The 24,024-nt window shown below is 72.9% G+C and carries 19 protein-coding genes; 9 read left to right on the top strand and 10 right to left on the bottom strand.

Annotation, left to right across the window (positions count from 1 at the left end; all coding sequences use genetic code 11):
- Positions 1–64 precede the first annotated feature (64 nt).
- Positions 65–1,762 (bottom strand): malectin domain-containing carbohydrate-binding protein, encoded by a 1,698-nt coding sequence (locus GGG17_RS08885; protein WP_154593377.1) that lies wholly within the window; start codon positions 1,760–1,762, stop codon positions 65–67.
- A 435-nt stretch (positions 1,763–2,197) separates the two neighbouring features.
- On the opposite strand from GGG17_RS08885, the gene GGG17_RS08880 reads away from it, so the two are divergent.
- Entirely contained in the window at positions 2,198–3,052 is an 855-nt protein-coding gene (locus GGG17_RS08880) for a GNAT family N-acetyltransferase (protein WP_311966543.1), read from the top strand.
- Positions 3,053–3,367: 315 nt separating this feature from the next.
- Here the strand turns inward: GGG17_RS08880 and GGG17_RS08875 are convergent, their stop codons facing one another.
- Positions 3,368–4,933, bottom strand: coding sequence for an alpha/beta hydrolase (locus GGG17_RS08875; RefSeq protein ID WP_154593375.1), 1,566 nt, complete (start codon positions 4,931–4,933; stop codon positions 3,368–3,370).
- 122 nt (positions 4,934–5,055) lie between these two features.
- Between GGG17_RS08875 and GGG17_RS08870 the strand changes: the two genes are divergently transcribed.
- The 4 genes from GGG17_RS08870 to GGG17_RS08855 are packed head-to-tail and all read left to right on the top strand — an operon-like array spanning position 5,056 to position 9,341.
- Positions 5,056–6,840 carry a proline--tRNA ligase gene (locus tag GGG17_RS08870; protein ID WP_154593582.1) on the top strand — a complete coding sequence of 595 codons (1,785 nt, stop codon included), beginning with the start codon at positions 5,056–5,058 and terminating at the stop codon, positions 6,838–6,840.
- Positions 6,837–7,619 carry an HAD family hydrolase gene (locus GGG17_RS08865; RefSeq protein ID WP_154593581.1) on the top strand — a complete coding sequence of 261 codons (783 nt, stop codon included), beginning with the start codon at positions 6,837–6,839 and terminating at the stop codon, positions 7,617–7,619. Before GGG17_RS08870 ends, GGG17_RS08865 begins: the two co-directional genes overlap by 4 nt.
- Positions 7,612–8,391 carry a TSUP family transporter gene (locus tag GGG17_RS08860; protein WP_311966542.1) on the top strand — a complete coding sequence of 260 codons (780 nt, stop codon included), beginning with the start codon at positions 7,612–7,614 and terminating at the stop codon, positions 8,389–8,391. Before GGG17_RS08865 ends, GGG17_RS08860 begins: the two co-directional genes overlap by 8 nt.
- Positions 8,392–8,420: 29 nt before the next feature.
- Positions 8,421–9,341 (top strand): arylamine N-acetyltransferase family protein, encoded by a 921-nt coding sequence (locus tag GGG17_RS08855; protein ID WP_154593374.1) that lies wholly within the window; start codon positions 8,421–8,423, stop codon positions 9,339–9,341.
- Here the strand turns inward: GGG17_RS08855 and GGG17_RS08850 are convergent.
- From GGG17_RS08850 to GGG17_RS08840, 3 genes are read right to left on the bottom strand one after another with little or no spacing between them, the layout of a single operon-like run.
- Positions 9,274–9,651, bottom strand: coding sequence for a hypothetical protein (locus GGG17_RS08850; RefSeq protein ID WP_154593373.1), 378 nt, complete (start codon positions 9,649–9,651; stop codon positions 9,274–9,276). The two genes, GGG17_RS08855 and GGG17_RS08850, sit on opposite strands and share 68 nt — an antisense overlap.
- A gap of 5 nt (positions 9,652–9,656) precedes the next feature.
- Positions 9,657–10,151, bottom strand: coding sequence for a dihydrofolate reductase (locus GGG17_RS08845; RefSeq protein ID WP_154593372.1), 495 nt, complete (start codon positions 10,149–10,151; stop codon positions 9,657–9,659).
- Positions 10,148–10,939, bottom strand: coding sequence for a thymidylate synthase (locus tag GGG17_RS08840; protein WP_154593371.1), 792 nt, complete (start codon positions 10,937–10,939; stop codon positions 10,148–10,150). Before GGG17_RS08840 ends, GGG17_RS08845 begins: the two co-directional genes overlap by 4 nt.
- Positions 10,940–11,241: 302 nt before the next feature.
- On the opposite strand from GGG17_RS08840, the gene dapA reads away from it, so the two are divergent.
- Genes dapA through GGG17_RS08825 form a run of 3 tightly spaced genes read left to right on the top strand, consistent with a single transcriptional unit; the run spans position 11,242 to position 14,824 of the window.
- The gene (dapA, locus tag GGG17_RS08835) at positions 11,242–12,132 is read left to right on the top strand and encodes a 4-hydroxy-tetrahydrodipicolinate synthase (RefSeq protein WP_154593370.1); all 891 of its coding nucleotides are present in this window, start codon (positions 11,242–11,244) and stop codon (positions 12,130–12,132) included.
- Positions 12,133–12,158: 26 nt separating this feature from the next.
- Positions 12,159–13,838, top strand: coding sequence for a ribonuclease J (locus GGG17_RS08830; RefSeq protein ID WP_311966541.1), 1,680 nt, complete (start codon positions 12,159–12,161; stop codon positions 13,836–13,838).
- Positions 13,835–14,824, top strand: coding sequence for an endonuclease/exonuclease/phosphatase family protein (locus tag GGG17_RS08825; RefSeq protein WP_154593369.1), 990 nt, complete (start codon positions 13,835–13,837; stop codon positions 14,822–14,824). The genes GGG17_RS08830 and GGG17_RS08825 overlap by 4 nt, the downstream gene beginning before the upstream one ends.
- A gap of 19 nt (positions 14,825–14,843) precedes the next feature.
- Here GGG17_RS08825 and GGG17_RS08820 read toward each other — a convergent pair whose 3' ends face one another.
- Both GGG17_RS08820 and GGG17_RS08815 read right to left on the bottom strand, forming a co-directional pair.
- Positions 14,844–15,761 carry a DMT family transporter gene (locus GGG17_RS08820; RefSeq protein WP_154593368.1) on the bottom strand — a complete coding sequence of 306 codons (918 nt, stop codon included), beginning with the start codon at positions 15,759–15,761 and terminating at the stop codon, positions 14,844–14,846.
- Positions 15,758–17,101: a glycosyltransferase family 4 protein gene (locus tag GGG17_RS08815; RefSeq protein ID WP_154593367.1), complete on the bottom strand. Its 1,344-nt coding sequence runs from the start codon at positions 17,099–17,101 to the stop codon at positions 15,758–15,760. Before GGG17_RS08815 ends, GGG17_RS08820 begins: the two co-directional genes overlap by 4 nt.
- 204 nt (positions 17,102–17,305) lie before the next feature.
- On the opposite strand from GGG17_RS08815, the gene GGG17_RS08810 reads away from it, so the two are divergent.
- A complete protein-coding gene (locus GGG17_RS08810) occupies positions 17,306–20,125 on the top strand; it encodes a DNA translocase FtsK (protein ID WP_154593366.1) in 2,820 nt (939 codons plus the stop codon).
- Positions 20,126–20,205: 80 nt separating this feature from the next.
- Here GGG17_RS08810 and GGG17_RS08805 read toward each other — a convergent pair whose 3' ends face one another.
- The 3 genes from GGG17_RS08805 to kdpC are packed head-to-tail and all read right to left on the bottom strand — an operon-like array spanning position 20,206 to position 24,021.
- Positions 20,206–20,913: a response regulator gene (locus GGG17_RS08805; protein ID WP_154593365.1), complete on the bottom strand. Its 708-nt coding sequence runs from the start codon at positions 20,911–20,913 to the stop codon at positions 20,206–20,208.
- Positions 20,910–23,441 carry an ATP-binding protein gene (locus tag GGG17_RS08800; protein WP_154593364.1) on the bottom strand — a complete coding sequence of 844 codons (2,532 nt, stop codon included), beginning with the start codon at positions 23,439–23,441 and terminating at the stop codon, positions 20,910–20,912. The genes GGG17_RS08805 and GGG17_RS08800 overlap by 4 nt, the downstream gene beginning before the upstream one ends.
- A gap of 10 nt (positions 23,442–23,451) precedes the next feature.
- Entirely contained in the window at positions 23,452–24,021 is a 570-nt protein-coding gene (gene kdpC, locus GGG17_RS08795) for a potassium-transporting ATPase subunit KdpC (RefSeq protein WP_154593363.1), read from the bottom strand.
- Positions 24,022–24,024 lie beyond the last annotated feature (3 nt).

Genomic DNA, 24,024 nt, shown 5'->3' with positions numbered 1-24,024 from the left:
GTCGCCGGTCGCCCCCGGGGGAGGGACGACCGGCGCCTCGGCATAGGACCGCGACGACGGGGCGTCAGAGCCGGCTGATCTCCACGGCCGCCAGGCTCGGCACGTCCTTGACGGCGTGGAAGCCCAGGTCGAGCCGACCGTCGGTGACCGTCACGGTGAAGGTCGGTTCGTAGGCCCGGAAGGCCCCACCGGCCCGGGCGAACACATCGACGTCCTTGAGCACCGTGGCACCCTCCGCCGAGACCGAGTAGACGCGTCGCCCGGGAGCCGTGAAGTAGTCCTCCGCGGTGTAGAGCTTGACCCGGTAGGTGCCGTCGGCGACCTTGGCCCGGTAGGACGACATGGCGTAGACCGTCGAGCGGTAGAGCAGGTCGGAGTCCGTCCCTGCGATGTCACGGTCTGCCATCGCGGTGCCCGTCTTGTAGGAGTCGAAGGCGTTACCGCGGCCGGTCCACAGACGACCCAGGGAGTCCGTCTGGTCGACCCACGCCGCGGTCTGGCGCACCGTGGACACACCCGTGGCCGGCGGGGTCGGGGTGGGCGTGGGGGTTGGCGTGGGGGTGGGGGTCGGCGTGGGCCTCGGTGCGGGAGCCGGGCTGGGGGTGGGCTGGGGGGCAGGCGCCGGAGCCGGACTGGGAGCTGCGGAGACCGGGGCCTCGTAGTGCAGGGGAAGCACCTCGAGCAGCTCGAGGGGGAAGCCCCGCTCGCCGCGTCCGGGGTCGCCCAGCATCTCCTGCCAGTCGGCACGTCCTCGGAAGAGCTCCGGGTAAGGGTCGCTCGTCATGCCGATCGGGTTCTCGGCGCGGAAGCTGATCGACCCCGCGGTGTCCCACACCACCACGCCGTACTCCTGGGCGGCCTTGGCGATGGTGCGCGCGGTGGGCGACAGGCGCATGGCGTCGAGGTTCACGGACGCCGGGATGCGGAGCATCTGCCCCTCGGCGGCGGCGGGGCGCCCCGAGGGGTTCCAGCCGTCGGTCCGGTTGGCGGGGCGGGAGACGGTGGGCCAGGGGGCGTTGTGGGGCAGGGCGATGCCGACCACGTGGTCGATGTGACCCCGGCGGAGCTCCTCGGGGCGGATCGTGCCGCCGGCCAAGGAGAGCCCGCTGGCCGTCGTGCCGAAGGGGTGCGGGAAGACCCCGTTGCTCTTGGAGGCGTCGGGGATGCTGCCGCCCCAGCAGGCGGACCAGGAACCGTTGTTCTTGCGCGTCACCCAGGTCTCGGTGAGTCGACGCGAGTGCGCGTCGTACACCAGCATCTCGAGGTCGGTCCCCTCGGCGGGACGAGCGTAGGCCGGGATCCGGAGGCTGCTGAGGTGGTTGGCGATCAGGCCGGTGTCGCCATACGACTTGCCCTGGCAGTTGTCGAACGCGAAGGTCGTCGTGGGGTCGCCGGGCTTGGCGACGTACATCGGTGCCGAGTAGCGCACCGTGTTGACGCCGATGGACGGGGCTCCGGGGCGACCGTAGTACGAGACGCCCTGGTCGTAGATGTGCCGGGCGATCTCGGCCGAGCGCGGGTCCTTGGGGGTGTTCGTCGGCAGCTTGCGGTACCAGAACGAGTCGGGGGCGAAGATGCGCTCGGGCAGCCGGTCGCGGTCGACCTTGGCCGCGGCGGCCGACGCCGTCACCGGGGTCGTGGTCGTCGGGGCGGCCGACGCGGCCACCACCGGAGCGCAGACCAGGGCGGTCGACGTCACCAGGGCGCCGACCAGTCCGCCGGTCAGCCGGGGGGACCGGCGGGCGGGCAGGGGGAAGTGCATGGAATACCTCGGGAGGGGGAGGAGGAGCAACCGGGACCGGGGGTGGTGGGATGGCCGCAACAACCACTGTGTGCAACCTATCTGACACGAATGGCTGTCAATAACTCAGTGTGATGGTTCAAAGTACCAACCGGTAGGCCTATTCAGGGGAAAACAGTCACTGTAGGTGTTTGCCCGATGGTTCAGGACTTGCGCTCCGGTCACGGCATGTCGACGACGAAGTCTTTGGTAGGTGGAGCCGGTGCGAGGCACGGCCGCATGGGGCGCCCCGGTGCCGTTAGCGACGGGGGGACCTGAGCAGTCCCGCAGCCAGGGAGGGCCTCGCCCGGCAGCTGCCGCGGCGGGGACCTTCTCCTGCGGACGCGAACTCCCTGCCGCCTGCCGCGTGGCGCGTGGTGGCGTGACAAGCTCCCCCCTGCGGTCCACCCTTGGGGGGTGCTCCGATCCCGCTCGCCGATCCAGGCTCTGACACCGGCCGACGAGGACGCGGCGATCGCTGTCTGTGCACGCCGACCGGACGCCCACGTCTTCGTGGCGTCCCGGATCCAGGAGGGGGCGCTGCGCACGACCCCCGGCTGCCTGCTCGGCTACGCCGATCGGGAGGACCCCCTGGGATGGCGCTCCCTGCTCTGGACCGGCGCCAACGTCGTCCCGGTCGACGTAGGGCCGGACACCGCCCCGGACTTCGCCCAACGCCTGCGCCGGCGAAGCCGCTGGGCGTCCTCCCTGTTCGGCCCCGCCGACGACGTCCTGCGGCTGTGGACGCTGCTCACGCCGTCCTGGGGCGCGCCCCGGGCGGTGCGAGGGTCGCAGCCGCTGATGTCGACGACCGTCCCGCCGAGCGAGCTCGGCCTCGCCCTCGAGGAGCGGGTGCGTCTGGCCCGGCCGGCCGAGGTTGACGCCGTGGTGCCCGCCGCGGCTGCGATGTTCACCGAGGAGATCGGCTACCCGCCGTATGTCGGCTCGGTGACGTCATACCGCCGGTCGGTGGCCGCCTTGATCGAGCAGGGGCGCACGTATGTCCTGTCGGAGGGGCCAGACGTGGTGTTCAAGGCCGACGTCGGGTCGGTCGCCCTTGGCACCGCTCAGATCCAAGGCGTCTGGTTGGCGCCGCACCTGCGCGGTAGGCGCCGAGCGGTGCCGGCCATGGCGGCCGTGGTGGAGGCCGTGCTGCGGGACCACGCCCCTCGAGCCTCGCTCTACGTCAACGACTTCAACGCCGCGGCGCGCGCAACCTACGCGCGCATCGGTATGCGGGAGGTCGGGGAGTTCGCCACCATCCTGCTGTGACCTCACGCTGGACGACGGGTAGACATGCGATCACCGACCGCCCGTCAGGAAGGGGCGACGGCTCGTCGCAGGGTGGCGGCCGAATCCACCCTCCCGCCGCCGGCGACGCCGAGGTCGGTGCTGCACTGACGATCTCGATCGTCGTCTTCATCGCCCTGCAGTACCCGCTCGGTGCCTCGTCCGACCGGATCGGGCGCAAGCCGATGATGCTCGTCCTCACGGCCTGCTGCACCGTCGCCATGGTGCCGCTGTCCTCGCTGATCATCGTGACGATGCCGGAGACGCGCGGCCGTCAGTCACGAGGACCCAGACTGATCAGTCGACCGACCCACCTGAGTCACCTGAGTCACCCGAGCTGCCCGCCTCGGCGGGTCCTGACGAGCCGCCCGTGAGCATCGACCACGGGCGCCTCATCAGCTTGATCCGCTCGGTGTCGCCCGCGGCCACGGCGGCCAGGTGGAGCAGGCTGGAGGTGCCTCGGTGGTAGTACTGCTCGTGTCCGACCGGTGGGCGCAGGACGGTCCAGGACCCGTCGGGGTAGACCACCCGGCGGGCGAGGGGGGACAGCTGCTGCACGCCGCCGATGCGCAGGACCTCGCCGCCGAAGACGCCGAGCATGCCGATGAGGTCGCCGGGGGCGATGCAGGCGTACAACGTGCCCGGCGCCAGGCCGAGGTCGGACAGGCTGGAGGCGAAGATCCCTGGTGCGCCGGCCGTCATGGCGGCGTCGACGACGTGCGCGCCCCCGGCGGCCAGCTGGGACAGGGCGAGTCCCATGGCAGAGGCGCCGTAGGAGTGCCCGCTCGCCACGACGCGGGCTCCGGCGGGGGTGATCTCACGGACGCCCTGCAGGGTCCTGGCGAGGTGGCCGGCAGCCTCCCGCGCATAGCGCGGGTCGGATGCCTCGCCGGGCACGAGCACGCGCATCCCGGTGTCTCCCAGCGCCTTTCGGGTGGCGATGTCGTAGGGCGCCCGGTAGCCGATCCAGTCGATCACCGCCACGCGGGCGTCCCCGTCGAGCAGCCGCACCGCCTCGTCGCGCAGCCAGGACATCCAGGTGGCCTCGCGATAGAGGCGCAGGTCCACGGTGGTGGTCGTGCCCGGGACGTGCACCACCACGTGGGTGGCGGTGTCGGGGTCGCCGAGCGCGATGGCGGTCCTCAGGGGATAGCTGCGGGCGTCGAGCAGATAGAGGAACCGTCGCGTCGGCAGCGTGCTGACCTGCGCGAGCCCCTCGGGGACCTCGGCCAGCAGGTCGGGGTCGGCGAAGAGTGCCCGCAGCTTGAGCAGCCCTCGCAGGTCCCGCTCCTCCTCGACCGTGGCCTCGTCCGCGGGTGCGCCGGTGTCGACGTCGAGCTCGCGGCTGCGCCGGGCGATCTCGGCCTCGAGGACCTGCAGGTTGGCCGCGTGCCGGACGGCGGTGGGCAGCCCGTCGGCCCTCCCCGCCCAGGGGGCGTGGCGCCGCAGCACCTCCTCGCGGTCCTCGGGGGCCAGGCCCCGCCACCAGGCGGCGACGACGTCGGGCGCGTCGTCGCGGGGGATGGGCAGCACCTCCTCGCCGGCCATCCCGAGGCGGGGGAAGCGCGACGCGGCGACCTCGGCCTCGGAGCGGAGCTGGTCGACGAGCTGGCCGGCGGCATACAGACCGACGTCGGTGCGCCGCGTCATGATCTCGTCGAGGACGGCGTCCCCGGGCCTGGACCAGGTCCGGTCGGCGGCCAGGGCCTCGGTGAGGTGCAGGTGGGCGGTGGTCGCCGCCGCCACCGCCTGCTCCACGGCGTCCGCTGCGGCGGCCAGTCCCGCCTGCAGCGTGAGGGGCTCGACGCCTGGCCCTCCTGCCGGTGGCCCGCCCCCGCCCGGCGTCTCGACGCACTCTGCCACGACCCTCACCTCCACCTCAGAGGCTACGCCCGGGCGCGGTCGAGGCCGGTCAGCCAGGGCCGATATCCTGCCGTGGTCCCACCTCCGCCGACCTGAGGAGCCCCACCGTGCCCGGTGAGATCATGCGCATGTCGTCCCTGTTCCTGCGGACCCTGCGCGAGGACCCGGCCGACGCGGAGCTGCCCGGCCACCGGCTGCTCGTGCGCGCCGGCTACGTCCGTCGCGCGGCGCCCGGCGTCTACAGCTGGCTCCCCCTAGGGCTCAAGGTGCTTCGTCGCGTCGAGGGCATCGTCCGCGAGGAGATGGACCAGATCTCCCAGGAGCTGAGCTTCCCGGCGCTGCTGCCGCGCGAGCCCTACGAGGCGACCGGGCGCTGGACGGAGTACGGCGACAACCTCTTTCGCCTCACGGACCGAAAGGGCACCGACATGCTGCTCGGGCCGACCCACGAGGAGATGTTCACCCTCGCGGTCAAGGACCTCTACAGCTCCTACAAGGACCTGCCGCTGTCGATCTACCAGATCCAGACGAAGTACCGCGACGAGGCGCGGCCCCGCGCCGGACTGCTGCGCGGGCGCGAGTTCATCATGAAGGACTCGTACTCCTTCGACGTCTCCGACGAGGGCCTGCAGAAGTCCTACGACGCGCACCGCGAGGCCTACGTCAAGATCTTCGACCGGCTCGGCTTCGACTACGTCATCGTCCAGGCGACCTCCGGCGCGATGGGCGGGTCGGCCAGCGAGGAGTTCCTCGCGATCAGCGAGGTCGGCGAGGACACCTTCGTGCGGGACGACAGCGGGTATGCCGCGAACGTGGAGGCCGTGGTCGTCCCGCAGGCCGAGCCCGTCGACGCGTCCGGCGTCCCCACGGCGCAGGAGGTCGACACGCCGGACACCCCCACCATCGACACCCTCGTCGACGTGCTGAACGCCCAGCACCCGCGCCCCGACGGCCGGGCCTGGACCGCCGCCGACACCCTCAAGAACGTCGTCGTGATGCTGGTCCACCCCGACGGCACCCGTTCGCCCCTGGTCGTCGGGCTGCCCGGCGACCGGCAGGTCGACCTCAAGCGCCTCGAGGCGCAGGTCGCCCCGGCCGAGGTCGAGGAGTTCACCGAGGCCGACTTCGCGGCCTACCCGCAGCTGGTGCGCGGCTACATCGGGCCCGGCGTGCTCGGCGAGACCGTCGAGCGCGACGAGGCCGGCGAGGTCGTGTCCCGCACGGGCATCCGCTACCTGCTCGACCCGCGCGTGGCCGAGGGGTCCGCGTGGGCCACCGGGGCCAACCGGGCGGGCGTCCACGTGATCAACCTGGTCCACGGCCGCGACTTCACCACCGACGGGACGGTTCAGGCCGCCGAGGTCCGCGACGGCGACGTAGCCCCGGACGGCGTCGGCACCCTGCGGACCGCCCGTGGCATCGAGATGGGCCACATCTTCCAGCTGGGTCGCAAGTATGCCGAGGCCCTCGGCCTCAAGGTGCTGGACGAGAACGGCCGGCTCGTCACCGTCACGATGGGCTCCTACGGCATCGGTGTCTCGCGGGCCGTCGCCGCCCTCGCCGAGGCCAACCACGACGACCTGGGTCTGGTGTGGCCCCGCAACGTCGCGCCTGCCGACGTCCACGTCGTCGCCACGGGCAAGGACGAGGCGGTGCTCGTCGAGGCGGACCGGATCGCGAGCGAGCTCGCGCGGCAGGGGATCTCCTCCATCGTCGACGACCGCGCCAAGGTCAGCCCCGGCGTGAAGTTCAAGGACGCCGAGCTGATCGGCGTGCCGACCATCGTCATCGTCGGCAAGGGCCTCGCGGGCGGCACCGTGGAGATCAAGGACCGGCGCTCGGGCGACCGTCGCGAGGTGGCCGTCGCCGACGTGGTGGCCGAGGTCGCCCGCGAGGTGCGGTCCTGACGGGTGCGGGTGCGGGTGCGGGGGCGCCGGGAGCCACGGACGCCTCGGACGCCGCTCCGTCGCCGGTCGGCGCCGTCATCTTCGACTGGGGCGGCACCCTCACCCCGTGGCACGACGTGGACCTGCGCCAGCAGTGGGTGGAGTTCTCCCGCGGCTACGGCACCCTGGCCTGCTCGCTCCACGAGCTCACGGCCCGGATCCTGCTCGCGGAGGACGCCCTGTGGCAGCGCGCTCGCACCACTCACGAGTCGGGCCGCCTCGCCGACCTGCTGACCCAGGTGGGCCTGGACCCCGAGGACGAGGCGACCCTCGCCGGCCTGGCGGCCTACGAGACCTTCTGGGAGCCGCACACGCTCACCGACCCCCAGGTCGAGCCCCTGTGGACCGGTCTGCGCGAGCGCGGGATCCGCGTCGGCGTGCTGTCCAACACGATCTGGACCCGCGACTACCACCGCGGGGTCTTCGAGCGCGACGGGGTGGCCCACCTCATCGACGCCGACGTCTACTCCAGCGAGATCCCGTGGGCCAAGCCGCACCCCGAGGCCTTCCTCGCCGCCGCGCGGGCGGTGGGCGTCGAGCCGGACCGGTGCGTCTACGTCGGGGACCGGTCCTTCGAGGACGTCCACGGCCCCCAGCGGGCCGGCATGCGTGCCGTGTGGGTCCCGCACTCGCGGATCCCCGTGGAGCAGCAGGTCTCGCACGACGCGGAGCCCGACGCGGTCGCGCACGAGCTGCTCGACGTCCTCACGATCGTCGACCGGTGGTGCGGGCGTGGGTGAGCTGTCGCTGCAGGTCGTCCTCTTCCTCGTCGGATGCGCGTTCTGCGCGGGGTGGGTCGACGCCGTCGTGGGCGGGGGAGGGCTGATCCAGCTGCCCGCGCTGCTCGTGGGGCTGCCCGGCGCCTCGCCCGCGCAGATCCTCGCCACCAACAAGCTGGCCTCGATCTGCGGCACCTCGACGAGCGCGGTCACCTACTACCGCCGGGTGCGTCCGGACCTGCGCACCGCGATCCCGCTCGCGGTCGCGGCGTTCGCCGGGTCGTCGCTCGGTGCGGTCGTCGCCACCCGGATCCCCAAGAAGGCGTTCAACCCGATCATCCTGGTGGCGCTCGTGGTGGTCGGCGCCTACACGGTGCTCAAGCCCAGTCTCGGCGCGTCCACGCAGCTGCGCTTCTCCGGTCGCCACCACCTCGCGGCGGCCCTGGTCATCGGGGCGGTCGTCGGCTTCTACGACGGGGCACTCGGGCCCGGCACCGGGTCGTTCTTCGTCTTCGCGCTCGTCGGGCTGACCGGCTACGCCTTCCTCGAGGCCAGCGCCAAGGCCAAGATCGCCAACTTCGCGACCAACCTCGCGGCCCTCGCGGTCTTCGTCCCCCACGGGGCGGTCATGTGGCCGATCGGCGTGGTCATGGGACTGGCCAACATCGCCGGTGGCTACATCGGGGCGCGGACCGCCGTGTCGCGCGGCACGGGCTTCGTCCGCATCGTCTTCATCGTCGTGGTGGGGACCTTCGTGATCCGGATCGCCGGCCAGCTGCTCGGCCGGTGGTGAGACCTCGCAGGCAGGCCTAGGGTCGAGGCATGGGGGATCTCGTGCAGCGCTACCTCGACCAGCTGGGGCTGCCCCGTCAGCGCCCAACCGCCCGCTACCTCGCTCGGGTGCACGCGGCGCACGTGGACCGCTTCGCCCACGACACCGTGTGGATGGTCCGCGGTCGCGTCCCGCGCCTGGTGGAGCCGGAGCTCGTCGAGGCCCTCCTGGACGGCGAGGGCGGCGGGTGCCTGCAGCTCAACGTCGGTCTGTGCTGGCTGCTGCGTGAGCTGGGCCTCGACCCGGTGCTGCACCGGGCGACGGCCCAGTCGACCTTCCAGCTCGAGGCGAGCCGGCACCACGGTGAACACTGCGTCGTCACCGCCACCGTCGACGGGGTGCGGTGGCTGCTGGACGTGGGCACCGGGACGGGCCACCTGGAGCCGCTCCCGCTCCTGCCGGGCACCTACCTGCAGGGCGGCTTCCGCTACGAGGTCCGCCACCGCGGCGAGGGGGTGTGGAGGATCGAGCACGATCGTCGTCCACGTGCCCTGCGCGCCGTGGAGCTGACCCTCGCCCCGGCCGCGCCAGCCTCGTTCGAGCAGCTGTACGACCGGGTGTGCCGCGACCCCGACTCGCCCTACCGCCGCACCGCCTGGGCCCAGCGCAGGACTTCCGGGGCCGTGGAGATGCTGCACCTGAGGACGCTGCGCATCCGCACCCCCCAGGGCTGGCAGGTGCGTCACCTCACGACCGCCGAGGAGTGGGTCGAGCAGCTGCGGGGGAGGTTCGGGCTGGGGCTGCCCGGCCTCGCCGAAGACGAGCAGCACCGCCTGTGGGAGCTCACCGCAGACCCGTCGCCGGACGTCGGCGTCGACCCAGAGGTCAGCGTCGAGCCAGAGGTCAGCGTCGGCCCGGCCGGCGCAGACGTGGTCGGTGCACGCGGGTCGGGCGGCGCCATACGGCCGTGATGGTCGCCCACCGGGCGAGGCCCGCGCCGAGCCCCGCGAGCATCCCCGGGACGAGCAGGAAGGTGCCGTCCATCGCGTCGCGGCCGAGGTCGGCATGCCCCCCCACCAGGCCCGTCAGCACACCCACGACCACCCCCACGAAGAGCCCGACCAGCGCGCCGCCGAGGGTGAGGGGCCAGACGAGCGCCCGGCCGCGCCGCCCAGCCCTCGCCCGGGCCGCCAGCTCGCGGGAGCGGGTCCAGGCCACGGCGACACCCACCGCGGCCAGGACCGCCGGGAGCATGAGCAGCAGGACGGCGCGGTTGCGCACGCGCCTCAGCCCCTCACGCGGTCGTAGGTCACGAACGCGAAGCCCGGGTGGGCGTCGGTCCCGGCGACCTGCTCGCGCCGGACCTCGCGCCACTGCTCGCGATCGACCTCGGGGAACCACGTGTCGGCCTCCGGGGCGTCGTCCACCTCGGTCAGCTCGAGCCGGTCCGCCAGGGGCAGGGCGAGGGCATAGATCTCGCCCCCGCCACCGCAGCACACCTCTCCCTCGCCGGCCAGGGCCAGGGCCTCCTCCAGGGAGGACGCGGACTCCGCGTCGGCCACGGACCACCCGGGGTCACGGGTGATCACGATCGTGCGCCGGCCGGGCAGGGCGCGCCCGATGGACTCGTAGGTCTTGCGGCCCATGACCAGCGGACGTCCCTCGGTCAGGGCCTTGAACCGCGGGAGGTCACCGGGCAGCCGCCACAGCAGGGCCCCCTCGCGCCCGAGCGCGCCGTTGCGTCCCACGGCGGCGACGAGGGTGAGCGTCCTGGACGTCATACGGCGATCGGGGCCTTGATCGACGGGTCGGCCACATAGCCCTCGAGGGTGAAGTCCTCGAGCTCGTAGGCGTCGATGGAGGGCCGGCGAGCGATGTGCATGGTCGGCAGCGGGTGGGGCGAGCGCGTGAGCTGCAGCCGCGCCTGGTCGAGGTGGTTGGCGTAGAGGTGGGCGTCGCCGAGCGTGTGCACGAAGTCGCCCGGCTCGAGGTCCGTCTGCTGGGCGACCATCATGGTGAGCAGGGCGTACGACGCGATGTTGAAGGGCACCCCGAGGAAGATGTCGGCGCTGCGCTGGTAGAGCTGGCAGGACAGGCGCCCCTCGGCCACGTAGAACTGGAACATGGTGTGGCACGGCGGCAGGGCCATGCGGTCGACGTCGGCGACGTTCCAGGCCGACACGATGTGCCGGCGCGAGTCCGGGTTGGTCCGCAACGAGGTGACGACCTGGTCGATCTGGTCGACCGACCGACCGTCGGGGGTCGGCCAGGACCGCCACTGGTGGCCGTAGACGGGGCCGAGGTCGCCGTGCTCGTCGGCCCACTCGTCCCAGATCGTGATGCCGCGCTCCTGGAGCCAGCGCACGTTGGTGTCGCCCCGCAGGAACCACAGCAGCTCGCCGATGATCGACCTCAGGTGGAGCTTCTTGGTCGTGAGGACCGGGAAGCCCTGGCCGAGGTCGAACCGCATCTGGTGGCCGAAGACGCTGCGGGTGCCGGTCCCCGTGCGGTCCGACTTGTCCACCCCGGTCGTCAGGACGTGGTCGAGGAGGTCGAGGTACTGCTGCATGGCGACCACGGTAGCGGGGTGGGTCCGGCATACCGTCATCGACCGGCGCGGGCACTCACGGCGTGGATGTGAGCCAGGTCACACCATCCGGTCCGGCGACGGTGTAACGAGACGGGCCCACTGGCCGATGTATCTCGTGAATCGCGTAGCCACCCGGACCCCCGAGCGGGTGGCTACGCGATTCACATGTCTACCCGCCTCGTCCCCCTCGTCCCCTCGTCCCCCTCCTCCGCCTCCGGCCCGGCTGCCGGCGCCCGTGGCGGTCACCGACCGGGCCCGGCATCGCGGGATACATTGACCTCATGACGACCTCACCCGCGTTCGGCCGCGTCCTGTCGGCCATGGTGACCCCGATGCTGCCCGGCGGTGCGATCGACCGCGACGGGGTGCAGCAGGTCGCGCGCCACCTCGTCGGGCACGGCCACGACGGCATCGTCGTCAACGGCACCACCGGCGAGTCGCCGACGACGACGGACGACGAGAAGGCCGAGCTGGTCCGCCTCGTGCGCGATACCGTCGGCGAGGGGGTGCACGTCATCGCCGGTGTCGGCACCAACGACACCCGGCACACCATCGAGCTCGCCGGCCAGGCCGCGGACGCGGGTGCGGACGGTCTCCTCGTGGTGACGCCCTACTACAACAAGCCCCCCGTGGCCGGGCTCGAGGCCCACTTCCGAGCGGTGGCCGACGCCACCGAGCTGCCCGTCATGCTCTACGACATCCCCGGCCGGGCGGGCGTGCCGATCCCCACCGAGCTGCTCGTCCGGCTCGCGGACCACCCGCGCATCGTGGCCGTCAAGGATGCCAAGGGCGACCTGTGGGCGGCGACCAAGGTCCAGCGCGAGACGGACCTGCAGTGGTACTCCGGCGACGACGTCGCCAACTTCTCCCACCTGGCGCTCGGCGCCGTCGGCATCGTCAGCGTCGTCGCCCAGGTGGCCGGGGACGCGTATGCCGAGATGGTGGGGGCCCTCCAGGGCGGCGACGTCGAGCGGGGGCGCGAGATCCATCGCCGCCTCGTGCCCGTCGTCGACGCCGTGATGAACGTGACCCAGGGGGCCATCATGACCAAGGCGGCCCTCGTCGAGCTGGGCGTCATCGCCCACGCCGACGTGCGCCTGCCGCTGGTCGCGGCCACCGACGACCAGGTCGAGATCGTCCGATCCGGCCTCCACAGCTCAGGACTGATGTGACTTCTGCTTCCGCTGCACCCGGCCTCGTGACCGAGGTCCCCACCACCCCGCCCGCGCTGGCGAAGGACGGCCTGCGGGTCGTCGCGCTCGGCGGCCTCGGCGAGGTCGGCCGCAACATGACGGTGCTCGAGCACCGCGGCCGGCTGCTGATCATCGACTGCGGCGTGCTCTTCCCCGAGGAGCACCACCCCGGCATCGACCTGATCCTCCCGGACTTCGACTACCTCGAGGGGCGCCTGGACGACGTCGACGCCGTCGTCCTCACGCACGGGCACGAGGACCACATCGGCGCGTTGCCCTACCTGCTCAAGCGCAAGCCCGACATCCCCCTCATCGGCTCCCAGCTGACCCTGGCCCTGGTCGAGGCCAAGCTCAAGGAGCACCGGATCACCCCCTACACGCTGGGGGTCCGCGAGGGCCAGCGCGAGCAGGCCGGCGTCTTCGACCTGGAGTTCGTGGCCGTCAACCACTCGATCCCGGACGCGCTCGCCGTCTGTGTGCGCACCGCCGCGGGGACCCTCCTGCACACCGGTGACTTCAAGATGGACCAGCTGCCGCTGGACCGCCGGCTCACCGACCTGCGCGCCTTCGCCCGCCTGGGGGAGGAGGGCGTCGACCTGTTCCTCACCGACTCCACCAACGCAGAGGTGCCGGGGTTCACGACGCCGGAGCGGGAGATCGCGCCCGCCATCGACAAGGTCTTTCGGCACACCACGGGCCGGATCATCGTGGCCTGCTTCTCCTCGCACGTGCACCGCGTCCAGCAGGTGCTCGACGCCGCCCACAAGGCGGGCCGGCGGGTGGCCCTGGTGGGTCGCTCGATGGTGCGCAACATGACGATTGCGGCCGAGCTCGGCTACCTGCACGTGCCGGCCGGCGTGCTCATCGACATCAAGAAGGTCGGTTCGCTGCGCGACGACCAGCTGGTCCTCGTGTGCACCGGCTCGCAGGGCGAGCCGATGGCCGCGCTGAGCCGTATGGCGAACCGCGACCACCGCATCGAGGTCGGGCCCGGCGACACGGTGCTGCTCGCGTCCTCGCTGATCCCCGGCAACGAGAACGCCGTCTACCGCGTGATCAACGGGCTGATGCGTCTCGGCGCCGACGTCGTCCACAAGGGCAACGCCAAGGTGCACGTCAGCGGCCACGCCAGCGCCGGCGAGCTGCTCTACTGCTACAACATCGTCAGGCCCCGCAACGTCATGCCGGTGCACGGCGAGTGGCGCCACCTCGTGGCCAACGGGCGGCTGGCCGAGGCGACGGGCGTGCCGGCGGAGCGGGTGCTGCTCTGTCAGGACGGCACCGTCGTGGACCTGGTGGACGGGGTCGCCAGCATCGTGGGCGAGGTGCCCTGCGGCTACGTCTACGTCGACGGGTCCGCCCTCGGTGGGGAGACGAGCGACGAGCTGCTGCGTGACCGCAGGATCCTGCGGGACGAGGGCTTCGTCACCGCCATCGTCGTCGTGGACACCTCCACCGGCGAGGTGGTCAGCGAGCCCGAGATCACCTCCCGCGGCGTGGCCGAGGACCAGGAGGTCTTCGACCGGGTCCGGCCCCAGGTCGAGCGCGCCGTGGTCGAGGCCATGGCCAAGGGCACCACCGACACCTATGCCCTCCAGCAGGTCGTGCGGCGCACCCTCGGCTCCTGGGTCGGCACGAAGCTGCGGCGCCGTCCGATGATCATCCCGGTCGTCATCGACGCATGACGGCCGGGGCGACCCGCGCGAGGCCCTCGACGACGGCCTGGTCACCCTCCTCGAGGGCGCTCCTGGTCGCCGGGGCCTCGCTGGCGCTGCTGGGGACCGGCCTGCTGGCGCTGCGGTGGGCCGTGGTGCCGGAGCGCACCGGCTTCCTCGCGCTGCAGGCCCTGTCACCGATGGGCGGGGTCCTCGTGGGCCTCGGCGTGGTGGCGCTGCTGCTGGCGCGGGCCTGGGGCCCGCTGGCGGTGGCCCTGCTCCCGGCCCTCGCGTATGCCGGGCTGGCCGCCCCCACCGTCCTGCCCGACACGGTCCCACCCCGCCCCGACGACCTGGTCGTCCTCTCGACCAACCTGCAGTACGGCCGCGCGCAGGCTCGTCGCGTGATCGAGACGGCGGATCGCGTCGATGCCGACGTCGTGGTCCTCGTCGAGGTGACGCCGGGCGCGCTGGCGCGCCTGGACGAGGCCGGCCTGTCGGGCCGTTACCCGCACTCCATGGGTCGCCCGGGGCCGCGCGCGAGCGGGCTGGTGGTGCGGACCCGTGACCCCCTCCGGGCCGTGACGCCGTCCTACGACCCCCGCGCCGGGACGCCATACGGTCTGCTGAGCACGAGCAGGGGAGAGGTCCTGCTGCGAGGGGTGCACCCGGCCGCGCCCACGAGCCCGGAGCGCTGGGGCAGCGACCTGGGGGACCTCGGGTCGTGGATCGCCCGGGTCACCCGGCTCGACCCGAAGCAGCCGGTGCTCGTGGCCGGCGACCTCAACGCGACCTACAGCCACCCGCCGCTGCGCCAGGCCGTCGCGCCGCTCACCGACGCGGCGCGGGCGGCCGGCAAGGGCTGGGAGCCGACGTGGCCGCAGGGCCGGTGGTACCCGCCCTTCGCCCAGATCGACCACGTGCTGGTGCGCAACCTCCGGGTGGTCGACAGCGGGGTCGCGGCGATCCCGGACACCGATCACCGTGCGGTCTGGGCGCGGCTCAGGGTGGGATGACCTGCGTGGCAGGTCCGCGTCAGACGAGGACCTGTCTCTCGTCGGCCGACCCGCCCGCCGCGCCGTCGTCCTGCTGGTGACGCGCCGACAGGAGGCTGAGGGCGAACACCGAGGCCAGCAGCACGACCAGCCCGAGCCCCTCCAGGACCAGGTCCTTGGGGGTGGAGTGCAAGCGCTCGCCGTAGACGAGACCGCCGATGAGCAGCGAGAACAACGGGTCCAGGCTGGCGATGACCGGAAGGCTGGAGGACAGCGGACCGGCCTGGAAGGCCATCTGGTTGAGGACCAGGGCCAGGCCGCCGGCCACAAGCAGGGTGTAGAGCTGCCAGGACAGCAGGAGGTCCGGGATGCCGTGCTCGAGGATCCGGGTGCAGGTCTTGATCAGGGCGGCCGTGCAGGCATAGAGGGCTGCGACCGACGTGCCGAGCAGCGCGGCCTTGCGGCGTGGTCCCACGCGACGAGCCACCGCCACGCACGCGACCACCAGCACGGCGGTGCCGACGCCCACCCAGATGGCCGGGTTGCGTGCGCCCTTGGCCTCAGGCCCGTGGGGACCGGTTGCCCCGGACGCCCACAGGAACAGCACGAGACCGGCGACCAGCGTGAGCGCCAGGGCGACCTCCCGGCCGGACGGCCGCTGCTTGAGGAACCAGGCGTTCAGCACCAAGGAGAACACCAGGGCGAGGGTCAGCATGGGCTGGACCACGGAGATCGCGCCCTCGCGCAGGGCCAGCACCTGCAGGACGATGCCGCCGGCGTCGCACACCAGCCCGGCGAGCCAGAGGGGTTGGGAGATCATCGCCTGGACGAACCTGCGCACCCGCACGAGGCCGCTGCCCGAGATCTCGGGCATGCTCCCCGCCGACCGGTGCTTGAGCACCGAGCTCATGGCAAAGACGGCGGTGGCCGCCAGGGACAGCAGCAGGACCGAGGTCACCGCTCGGTCCGTCCCCGCGGGTGGGGTCGGACAGCCTCGTCACCCTGCAGGGGCGACAGGTCGATCTCGGGCAGGAGGGAGACGTCCCCGGCCCCGGCCGTCTCGTAGACGTCCGCCAGGAGGGTCAGGGTGTGCGGCCAGATGACGGCGCAGTCCTGCGTGCGGTTGTGGTGCTGGATCCGCCGCAGCAACGGGCGGTCCCGGGCCAGGCGCTCGAGGGCGTGGGTCATGTCGCCGTCCGTCTCGCAGATGAGGCCCTCGCGCTCGTGCCGGATGAACTCCGGCAGACCGCCCGAGGCCTTGGCGACGATGGGCAGGCCCGCGCACCGAGCCTCCAGCGCGGCCAGGCCGAAGGACTCGAGGTTGGCCGGCGCGATGAAGGCGTCACTGGACTCCAGCATGAGCCGGACGTGGTCGCGGTCCAGGCGGCCGTGCAGCGTGACCTGGTCGGCGAGGCCGTGGCGGCGCAGGTAGCGGTCCATGGCTCGCTGGCGTGGCCCGCAGCCGGCGACCTGCAGCCGGATCGTGGCGGTCGACCCCAGGCGGTCCTGGGCGTCGCGCAGCATCCGCAGGAGCGGCATCGGCCGCTTGCGGGCGCTGAGCCGCATCACGGCCGCCACGGTCAGCTCGCCCTCACGATCGGGGTAGCCGCCCCGGCGGGTCCACCGGGCGGGGTCCACGCCGTTGGGGATGACGTGCACCCGGGCGCCGTCGGGCAGGACCCGCCGGACGTGACGGGCCGCGGTGTCGCTGACCGCGGTCCAGGTGATCGGGAGCTTGGTCCAGCCCCAGACGAGGTTGCACAGACGAAAGATCCCGATGGCCCAGGCCCACAGCGAGTGGACGGTCACCACGGTCGGGATGCCGGCGCGGGCGGCCGCGCGGGCGACGAAGAAGCCGAGCGGCGAGCCGACGCCCACGTGGCAGTGGACGAGGTCGTAGCCGCCCTCACGCACCTCACGACAGCCGTCGCGCCACGCGGCGGGGTGGATGGCGTGCTGGACCCGGTAGCCGTCGGTGAGACGGACGACCGCGTCGGGTCCGAACGGCACCCCGGCGCTGGTGTGGCTCGGGGCGTAGGGATCGCTGTCGTCGGGGGCGTCACGGGTGCTCGGCGAGCTGGTGACGACCACGACCTCGTGACCGGCCGCGCGCTGGCGGCCGGTGAGCTCTGCGACCTGCATCTCGATCCCGCCGAGGCGGGGGAGGTAGAAGTCGGTGACGTGAGCGATCTTCATCAGTGGTCGTGGTCCTTCGTCGTGCCCGTGCGTCACGTCGATGTCATCGTCGTGCAGCACGGCCCCCGTGCGGCCCGCGATGGGCACGCCCTCAGCGATCATGCCGGAACGCACCGATCCTCGCAGATGCCGTGGTCGGCGTGTCGGCGCCGGGTCGTGGGGGCGGCGCGGTGGGCGAGCTGGGTGGACGTGCTGGGTGGACGTGCTGGGTGGACGTGCTGGGTGTGCCGGGCACGGGTCACAGTGTGGTCACCGGCGCGCGTGTGCCGCGAGGGGTGCGAGGGCCGGTCCCGTAGCCTGCGGAACATGGCGACCCGTGGCTCCACCAGCTCCACACGCTCCTCCTCGACCAGTCGTGGCGGATCGACGCGCCCCGGCTCGAGCAAGGGCGGGGCGACCCGCAAGCCTGCCCCGGGCCGCACGCGTGACGGTGGCCTGCCCCTGCCCGTGCGGGCCCTGCGGGGGACCTGGATGGGGCTCGCCCATGTCGTCGGGGGAGGGGTGCGCAGCGTGGGACACGGAGCCGCAGACCTGGAGCCGGAGCACCGCCGCGACGGGGTGGGCTTCGCCCTCGTGGCGCTCGCCATCGTGGTCGCCGCCCGCGAGTGGTGGAACATGCCCGGCTGGCCCGGCGCGATCGTCCACACGGTCGTCGCCGGCACGATCGGGTGCGTCGCCCTCGTCCTCCCGCTGGTGCTGCTCGGCCTCGGGCTGCGCGTGCTGCGCGCCCCGGACGACGGCCACGGCACCAACCGCATCGCCATCGGGACCTGCGCGCTGCTGCTGGCGACGTGCGGGATCGTGCACGTCGCCAAGGGCGTGCCGACCCCGAGCGGCACCGCCGAGGACATGCAGGCGGCAGGCGGCATCATCGGGTTCCTCGCCTCCAGCCCGCTCACGGCGGCCGTCAGCGTCTACGGCGCCGTGCCCATCCTCGTGCTGCTCGGGATCTTCGGCCTGCTCGTCGTGACGGCGACGCCGGTCCACCAGGTGGGCCCGCGGCTCCGGGACGCCTACCTGCGGCTCTTCCACGGCGATGGCGGCGAGAGGGACGCTGACGGGTCGCCCGGCCACGGCCAGGACCTGATGACGCAGCGCGCCGGTGGCGCCACCCGACGACGCCGGGACCGCGCCGACGCCGACCTGGACGAGCGCGCCGGCGACGAGGCCTACGAGCAGGCCGCGGTGGTCGAGCCGACCGGCCGTCCCTCCCGTGCCGGACTGCGCCCCGGTCAGAAGCGTCCGGTCGGCGCAGAGGCCGAGGCCCTGCGCCGCGCCCGGGACAACGCCGCCGCCCAGGGCCACGCGCCCACCCCGGACGGCACCGACGGACCCGACGGCCGGCCGGACGCTGCTCGTGCCGCGGCCGGGTCCGCGCCTGCCCCCGCCCCGGCGGCGATGCCCAGCAAGCCGCAGCTGGAGGCTCCCCCGACCGAGCCGCTGCCGCAGCGGGTCGAGCAGCTGGCCCTGGCCGGGGACATCACCTATCACCTGCCCGAGGACTCGATCCTCAAGCCCGGACCGCCCCACAAGGAGCGCAGCGCCGCCAACGACCGCGTGGTCGAGGCCCTCACCGGCGTCCTGGACCAGTTCGACATCGACGCCCAGGTCACCGGGTTCACCCGCGGCCCGACGGTGACGCGGTACGTCGTGGAGCTGGGACCGGGTGTCAAGGTCGAGCGCATCACCGCGCTGTCCAAGAACATCGCCTACGCCGTGGCCAGCGCCGACGTGCGCATCCTGTCGCCCATCCCCGGCAAGTCCGCGATCGGCGTCGAGATCCCCAACACCGACCGCGAGAACGTCTGCCTCGGTGACGTCCTGCGCTCCCAGGTCGCCCGCAACAACGCGCACCCCATGGTGATGGGTGTCGGCAAGGACGTGGAGGGCGGCTACGTCATCGCCAACCTCGCCAAGATGCCGCACATGCTCGTGGCGGGGGCCACCGGCGCCGGCAAGTCGAGCTTCGTGAACTCGCTGATCACCTCCATCCTCATGCGGTCGACCCCCGACGAGGTCCGGATGATCCTGGTGGACCCCAAGCGGGTGGAGCTGACGGCATACGACGGCATCCCCCACCTGATCACCCCGATCATCACCAACCCCAAGAAGGCCGCCGAGGCGCTGCAGTGGGTCGTGCGCGAGATGGACCAGCGCTACGACGACCTGGCCAACTTCGGGTTCAAGCACGTCGACGACTTCAACAAGGCCGTCCGCGCGGGCCAGGTCAAGCCTGTGCCGGGCTCCGAGCGGGAGATCCACCCCTATCCCTACCTGCTGGTGATCGTGGACGAGCTGGCCGACCTGATGATGGTCGCCCCGCGGGACGTCGAGGAGTCGATCGTGCGCATCACCCAGCTCGCGCGCGCCGCTGGCATCCACCTGGTGCTCGCCACCCAGCGTCCCTCGGTAGACGTCGTCACGGGTCTGATCAAGGCCAACGTGCCGAGCCGCATGGCGTTCGCGACCTCCTCGCTCGCCGACTCCCGCGTGGTCCTCGACCAGCCGGGCGCGGAGAAGCTCATCGGGCAGGGCGACGCGCTCTTCCTGCCCATGGGGGCCTCCAAGCCGATGCGCGTCCAGGGCGCGTGGGTCACCGAGTCCGAGATCAGCGAGGTCGTCAAGCGGGTCACCGACCAGCTCAAGCCGAGCTACCGCGAGGACGTGGCCGTCGTCGCGCCCCAGAAGCAGATCGACGACGACATCGGGGACGACCTCGACCTGCTGCTGCAGGCCACCGAGCTGGTGGTCACGACGCAGTTCGGCTCGACGTCGATGCTGCAGCGCAAGCTGCGCGTGGGCTTCGCCAAGGCCGGGCGTCTCATGGACCTGCTCGAGTCCCGTGGCGTGGTCGGCCCCTCCGAGGGGTCCAAGGCCCGCGACGTGCTGATCAAGCCGGACGACCTGCCCGCGACGCTGGCGGTGATGCGGGGCGAGGAGCCGCCAGCCGCCCCCGCCCCCGCGGCGAACCCCGAGCTCGTCGATGAGGCCGCGGCGCCCGCGGACCGGTACGCGTCCGCCTCGGAGGACATGGTCACCGGTCGCGTCGTCGACGAGGAGGGCCTGGACGAGGAGTCCGAGGACGCCTGGGAGCTCACCCAGCACGGCCGCTCCGGCGGCTTCTGAGCTACCCGTATGCCGAGAGGGGGGCCGCACCGGGCAGGTGCGGCCCCCCTCGCGCCCGGTCCCGGGGCGGGCGGCGCAGGTCACACCTGGAGCCGGTAGCCGATGCCGGGCTCGGTGAGCAGGTGGCGGGGGTGGGTCGGGTCGGGCTCGAGCTTGCGGCGCAGCTGGTTGGCGTAGACCCGCAGGTAGTTGGACTCGCGCCCGTAGGCGGGCCCCCATACGGCCTGCAGCAGCTGGCGCCCGGGGACGACGACGTCGCGGTGCCGGGCCAGCTCGGCGAGCAGGCGCCACTCGGTGGGGGTGAGGTGCACGTCGACCCCGTCGCGGGTGGCGCGGAAGGTCGCGAAGTCCAGGGTGAAGTCGGCCGTGCGCACGGGGGCGGGGGTGCTCTCCCCGGGCTCGGCGGGGGAGCCGGAGGTGGCGCGGCGCAGCGCGACCCGCACCCGGGCGAGCAGCTCGTCCATCCCGAAGGGCTTGGTGACGTAGTCGTCGGCGCCCTCGTCGAGCGCCTCGACCTTGTCGTCGGACTCGCGCCGGGCCGACAGCACGATCACCGGGACCGCCGAGGTGCGTCGCAGCCGGCGCAGCACCTCCACCCCGTCCAGGTCGGGCAGGCCTAGGTCGAGCAGGAGGAGGTCGGGCTGGTCCTCGTGCGCCACCTGCAGCGCGGTTCGCCCGTCGTGGGCGACGAGCACCTCGTAGCCGCGGGCCCGCAGGTTGATCCGCAGGGTCCGCACGATGACGCCGTCGTCCTCCACGACCAGGATCCGTGCCGGGCGGTCGCTCATGCCGTCACGCTCCCTTCCTCCTCGCCGGTGATCTCGACCGTATGCCGTGACCCGGCAGCCGGCAGGGTCACCACCATCGTCAGCCCACCACCGGGCGTGTCGTCGGCCTCAAGGGTCCCGTGCATCGCCTCGGTGAGGCCGCGGGCGATCGCCAGCCCCAGGCCGACGCCCTCGGCCCGTTGGTCGCTGTAGCGCTGGAAGGGCAGGAACATCCGCTCCCGGGTCGCGTCGTCGGCGCCCGGGCCGCTGTCGGCGACGCGCAGGACGACCTGGTGGCCGTCGGCGCGGGCCGACACGGTCACCGGGCAGCCGTATCCGTGCCGCAGGGCGTTCTCGACGAGGTTGCCGAGGACGCGCTCGAGCAAGCCGGGGTCGACGTGCGCCTCGGCCTCGCAGTCGTCGACCTGGACCAGCTCGGGGCGGCTGACGGTGGCGACGGCGCCGGCGACCACGGGGCCCACGGCGCAGTCGCGGGGGTGCACGGCCAGAGCGCCGGTCTGGATCCGGGACATGTCGAGCAGGTTGCCGATCAGCGCGTCCAGCCGGTCGGTGCCGTCCTCGATGGCCTCGAGCAGCTCGGCCTCGTCCTCGGGGCTGAACTCCACGTCGGTGGAGCGCAGGCCGGTGACGGCCGCCTTGATGCCGGCGAGGGGGGTGCGCAGGTCGTGGGAGACCGCCGACAGCAGGGCGGTGCGGGCACGGTTGTCCCGGGCCAGCTCGTCCGCGGTGCGCGCCGAGCGGCGCAGGGCGCGCCGGGTGAGGATCGCCCCGGCGTGGGCGGCGAAGGCGGCCAGCAGCCGGGAGTCCCGCGCCGCGACCGGCCGCCCGACCAGGACCAGCCGGTGGTCTTCGTCCACCGGCTCGACGGTCTTGGTGCGGTCGGCCGCCTCGCCCAGGTCGCCGGTCTGCTCGAGGACGCGCCAGGGCGCGTCCTCGCCCTCGCCGTCCCGGTGCTCGATGGCGGCGCCCTCGGCATGGAACATGTCGCGCGCCCGGTCGAGCAGCAGCCCGAGCTGGTCGGTGGCGCCGAGCAGCGAGTGGGAGAGCTCGACCAGCACGGCCGACTCGTGCCGAGCCGCCAGGGCCTGGGCGGTCCGGCGGACGCTGGTGTGCACGATCGCGGACACCAGCAGCGCCACCGCGACGAAGACGAGCAGCGCGGCCAGGCTCTGCGGGTCGGAGATGGTCAGGGTGCGCACCGGCGGGGTGAAGAACCAGTTGATCAGCAGGGAGGAGGAGACGGCCGCGACCAGCGCCGGCCAGAGGCCGCCCACGGCCGCGACCACGACGGTGAGGAGCAGGTAGAGCAGCACCTGCAGGGGCAGGCCCCCCGCGAGGGGAAAGAAGCTGAGCAGCCCCAGGAGGACCAGCGGGGCCACGACCGCGAGCACCCAGCCGAGGCGCACCCGGCCGGCGGAGAGCCCGGGGCCGAGGTCCACCCGGCGGATGGCGGCGCGGTGATGTGTGGTCATCAGGACGTCGATGTCCCCGGAGCCGTCCACCACCGACTCCCCGACGCCCGGGGAGAGCAGCCGGCGCCACAGCGGTCGTCGGCTGGTGCCGAGGACGATCTGGGTCGCGTTGATGGCGCGGGCCAGCTCGAGGATGGCCTCGGCGGTGTCCTCGCCGCTGACGACGTGGAAGGTCCCGCCGAGGGACTCGGTGAGCCGGCGCTGCTCGGCGACCGCCGGCAGCGGGGCCCCGCCCAGCCCGTCGGCCCGGTCGACGTAGACCGCGTGCAGCTCGCCCCCGGCGCCCCGGGAGGCGATCCGCGCGCCGGTGCGAAGCAGTGTGCTGCCCTCGTCGCCCCCGGTGAGGGCCACGAGGACCCGCTCCCGGGTGGCCCAGGTGTCCTGGATGCCCTGCTCCCGTCGATAGGTGGTGAGCCGCTCGTCGACGCGGTCCGCCAGCCAGAGCAGGGCCAGCTCGCGCAGGGCGGCGAGGTTGCCGGGTCGGAAGTAGTTGGCCAGGGCGGCGTCGACCTTCTCCCGCTTGTAGACGTTGCCGTGCGCGAGCCGGCGGCGCAGCGCCTCGGGGGTCATGTCGACCAGCTCGATCTGGTCCGCAGCCCGCACGACGTGGTCGGGGACGGTCTCGCGCTGGCGGACGCCGGTGATCCCCGCGACCGCGTCGTTGAGCGACTCCAGGTGCTGGATGTTGACCGTGGTGATCACGCCGATGCCCGCGTCAAGGATCTCCTTGACGTCTTGCCAGCGCTTCTCGTGGCGGCTGCCGGGGACGTTGGTGTGGGCGAGCTCGTCGACGAGGACCAGCACGGGGCGGCGCGCCAGGATCGCGTCGACGTCCATCTCGGCCATCCGGGCGCCGCGGTGCTCCACCTCGACGCGGGGGATCACCTCGAGGTCGCCCACCATGTGCGCGGTGTAGGGGCGGTCGTGGGTCTCGACCACCCCCACCACCACGTCGGTACCGCGGTCCCGGCGGCGCACCCCCTCGCCGAGCATGGCTACGGTCTTGCCGACACCGGGTGCGGCACCGAGGTAGACGCGCAGGGATCCACGAGGCATGGGCTGATTCTTATCCCTTGGCGAGGTCGGCGAGCGCGAGGTTGAGCTCGACCGTGTTGACCCGGTCCTGGCCGAGGAAGCCCAGGGCGGGGTGCTCGACGTGCTGCTCGACGAGCGCGCGCACGCGGCCCTCGTCCAGCCCGCGGGCCCGGGCGACCCGGGCGACCTGCCAGCGCGCGTAGGCCGGGCTGATGTGCGGGTCCAGGCCGCTGCCGGACATGGTGAGCGCGTCGGCGGGCACCGGGCCGGTCGCGTCCGGGTTGGCCCGGGTCAGAGCCTCGTGGCGCTCGGCGACCGCCGCGCGCTGGTCGGGCTGGGTCATGCCGAGGTTGGAGCCGCCGCTGGTGGCGCCGTCGTGGTCGGTGGCCGAGGGGCGAGCGGCGAACCACTCGGGCCCGACCTCCTGGCCGAGCAGCGAGGAGCCCACGACCCGGCCGTCGTGGGTGACCCGCGACCCGTCAGCCTGCCCGGGCAGGGCCCGGGCCGCCCCGGTGACCGCGAAGGGGTAGAGCAATCCGGTGAGGACGGTGAGGGCCAGCAGCATGAGGGCGCCGGCGCGCAGGTGACGAAGGAAGGTCATGGG

The organism is Arsenicicoccus cauae (genome assembly GCF_009707125.1).
Lineage (GTDB): Bacteria > Actinomycetota > Actinomycetes > Actinomycetales > Dermatophilaceae > Arsenicicoccus > Arsenicicoccus cauae.
This window is presented reverse-complemented; position numbering and strand designations above follow the sequence as displayed.

Excerpts from the sequence above, each read along its gene's own strand:
- GGG17_RS08885 (WP_154593377.1), bottom strand. The coding sequence starts at position 1,762 with ATGCACTTCCCCCTGCCCGCCCGCCGGTCCCCCCGGCTGACCGGCGGA.
- GGG17_RS08870 (WP_154593582.1), top strand. The coding sequence starts at position 5,056 with ATGCGCATGTCGTCCCTGTTCCTGCGGACCCTGCGCGAGGACCCGGCC.
- GGG17_RS08855 (WP_154593374.1), top strand. The coding sequence starts at position 8,421 with ATGGGGGATCTCGTGCAGCGCTACCTCGACCAGCTGGGGCTGCCCCGT.
- GGG17_RS08845 (WP_154593372.1), bottom strand. The coding sequence starts at position 10,151 with ATGACGTCCAGGACGCTCACCCTCGTCGCCGCCGTGGGACGCAACGGC.
- GGG17_RS08840 (WP_154593371.1), bottom strand. The coding sequence starts at position 10,939 with ATGCAGCAGTACCTCGACCTCCTCGACCACGTCCTGACGACCGGGGTG.
- dapA (WP_154593370.1), top strand. The coding sequence starts at position 11,242 with ATGACGACCTCACCCGCGTTCGGCCGCGTCCTGTCGGCCATGGTGACC.
- GGG17_RS08825 (WP_154593369.1), top strand. The coding sequence starts at position 13,835 with ATGACGGCCGGGGCGACCCGCGCGAGGCCCTCGACGACGGCCTGGTCA.
- GGG17_RS08815 (WP_154593367.1), bottom strand. The coding sequence starts at position 17,101 with ATGATCGCTGAGGGCGTGCCCATCGCGGGCCGCACGGGGGCCGTGCTG.
- GGG17_RS08810 (WP_154593366.1), top strand. The coding sequence starts at position 17,306 with ATGGCGACCCGTGGCTCCACCAGCTCCACACGCTCCTCCTCGACCAGT.
- GGG17_RS08805 (WP_154593365.1), bottom strand. The coding sequence starts at position 20,913 with ATGAGCGACCGCCCGGCACGGATCCTGGTCGTGGAGGACGACGGCGTC.
- GGG17_RS08800 (WP_154593364.1), bottom strand. The coding sequence starts at position 23,441 with ATGCCTCGTGGATCCCTGCGCGTCTACCTCGGTGCCGCACCCGGTGTC.
- kdpC (WP_154593363.1), bottom strand. The coding sequence starts at position 24,021 with ATGACCTTCCTTCGTCACCTGCGCGCCGGCGCCCTCATGCTGCTGGCC.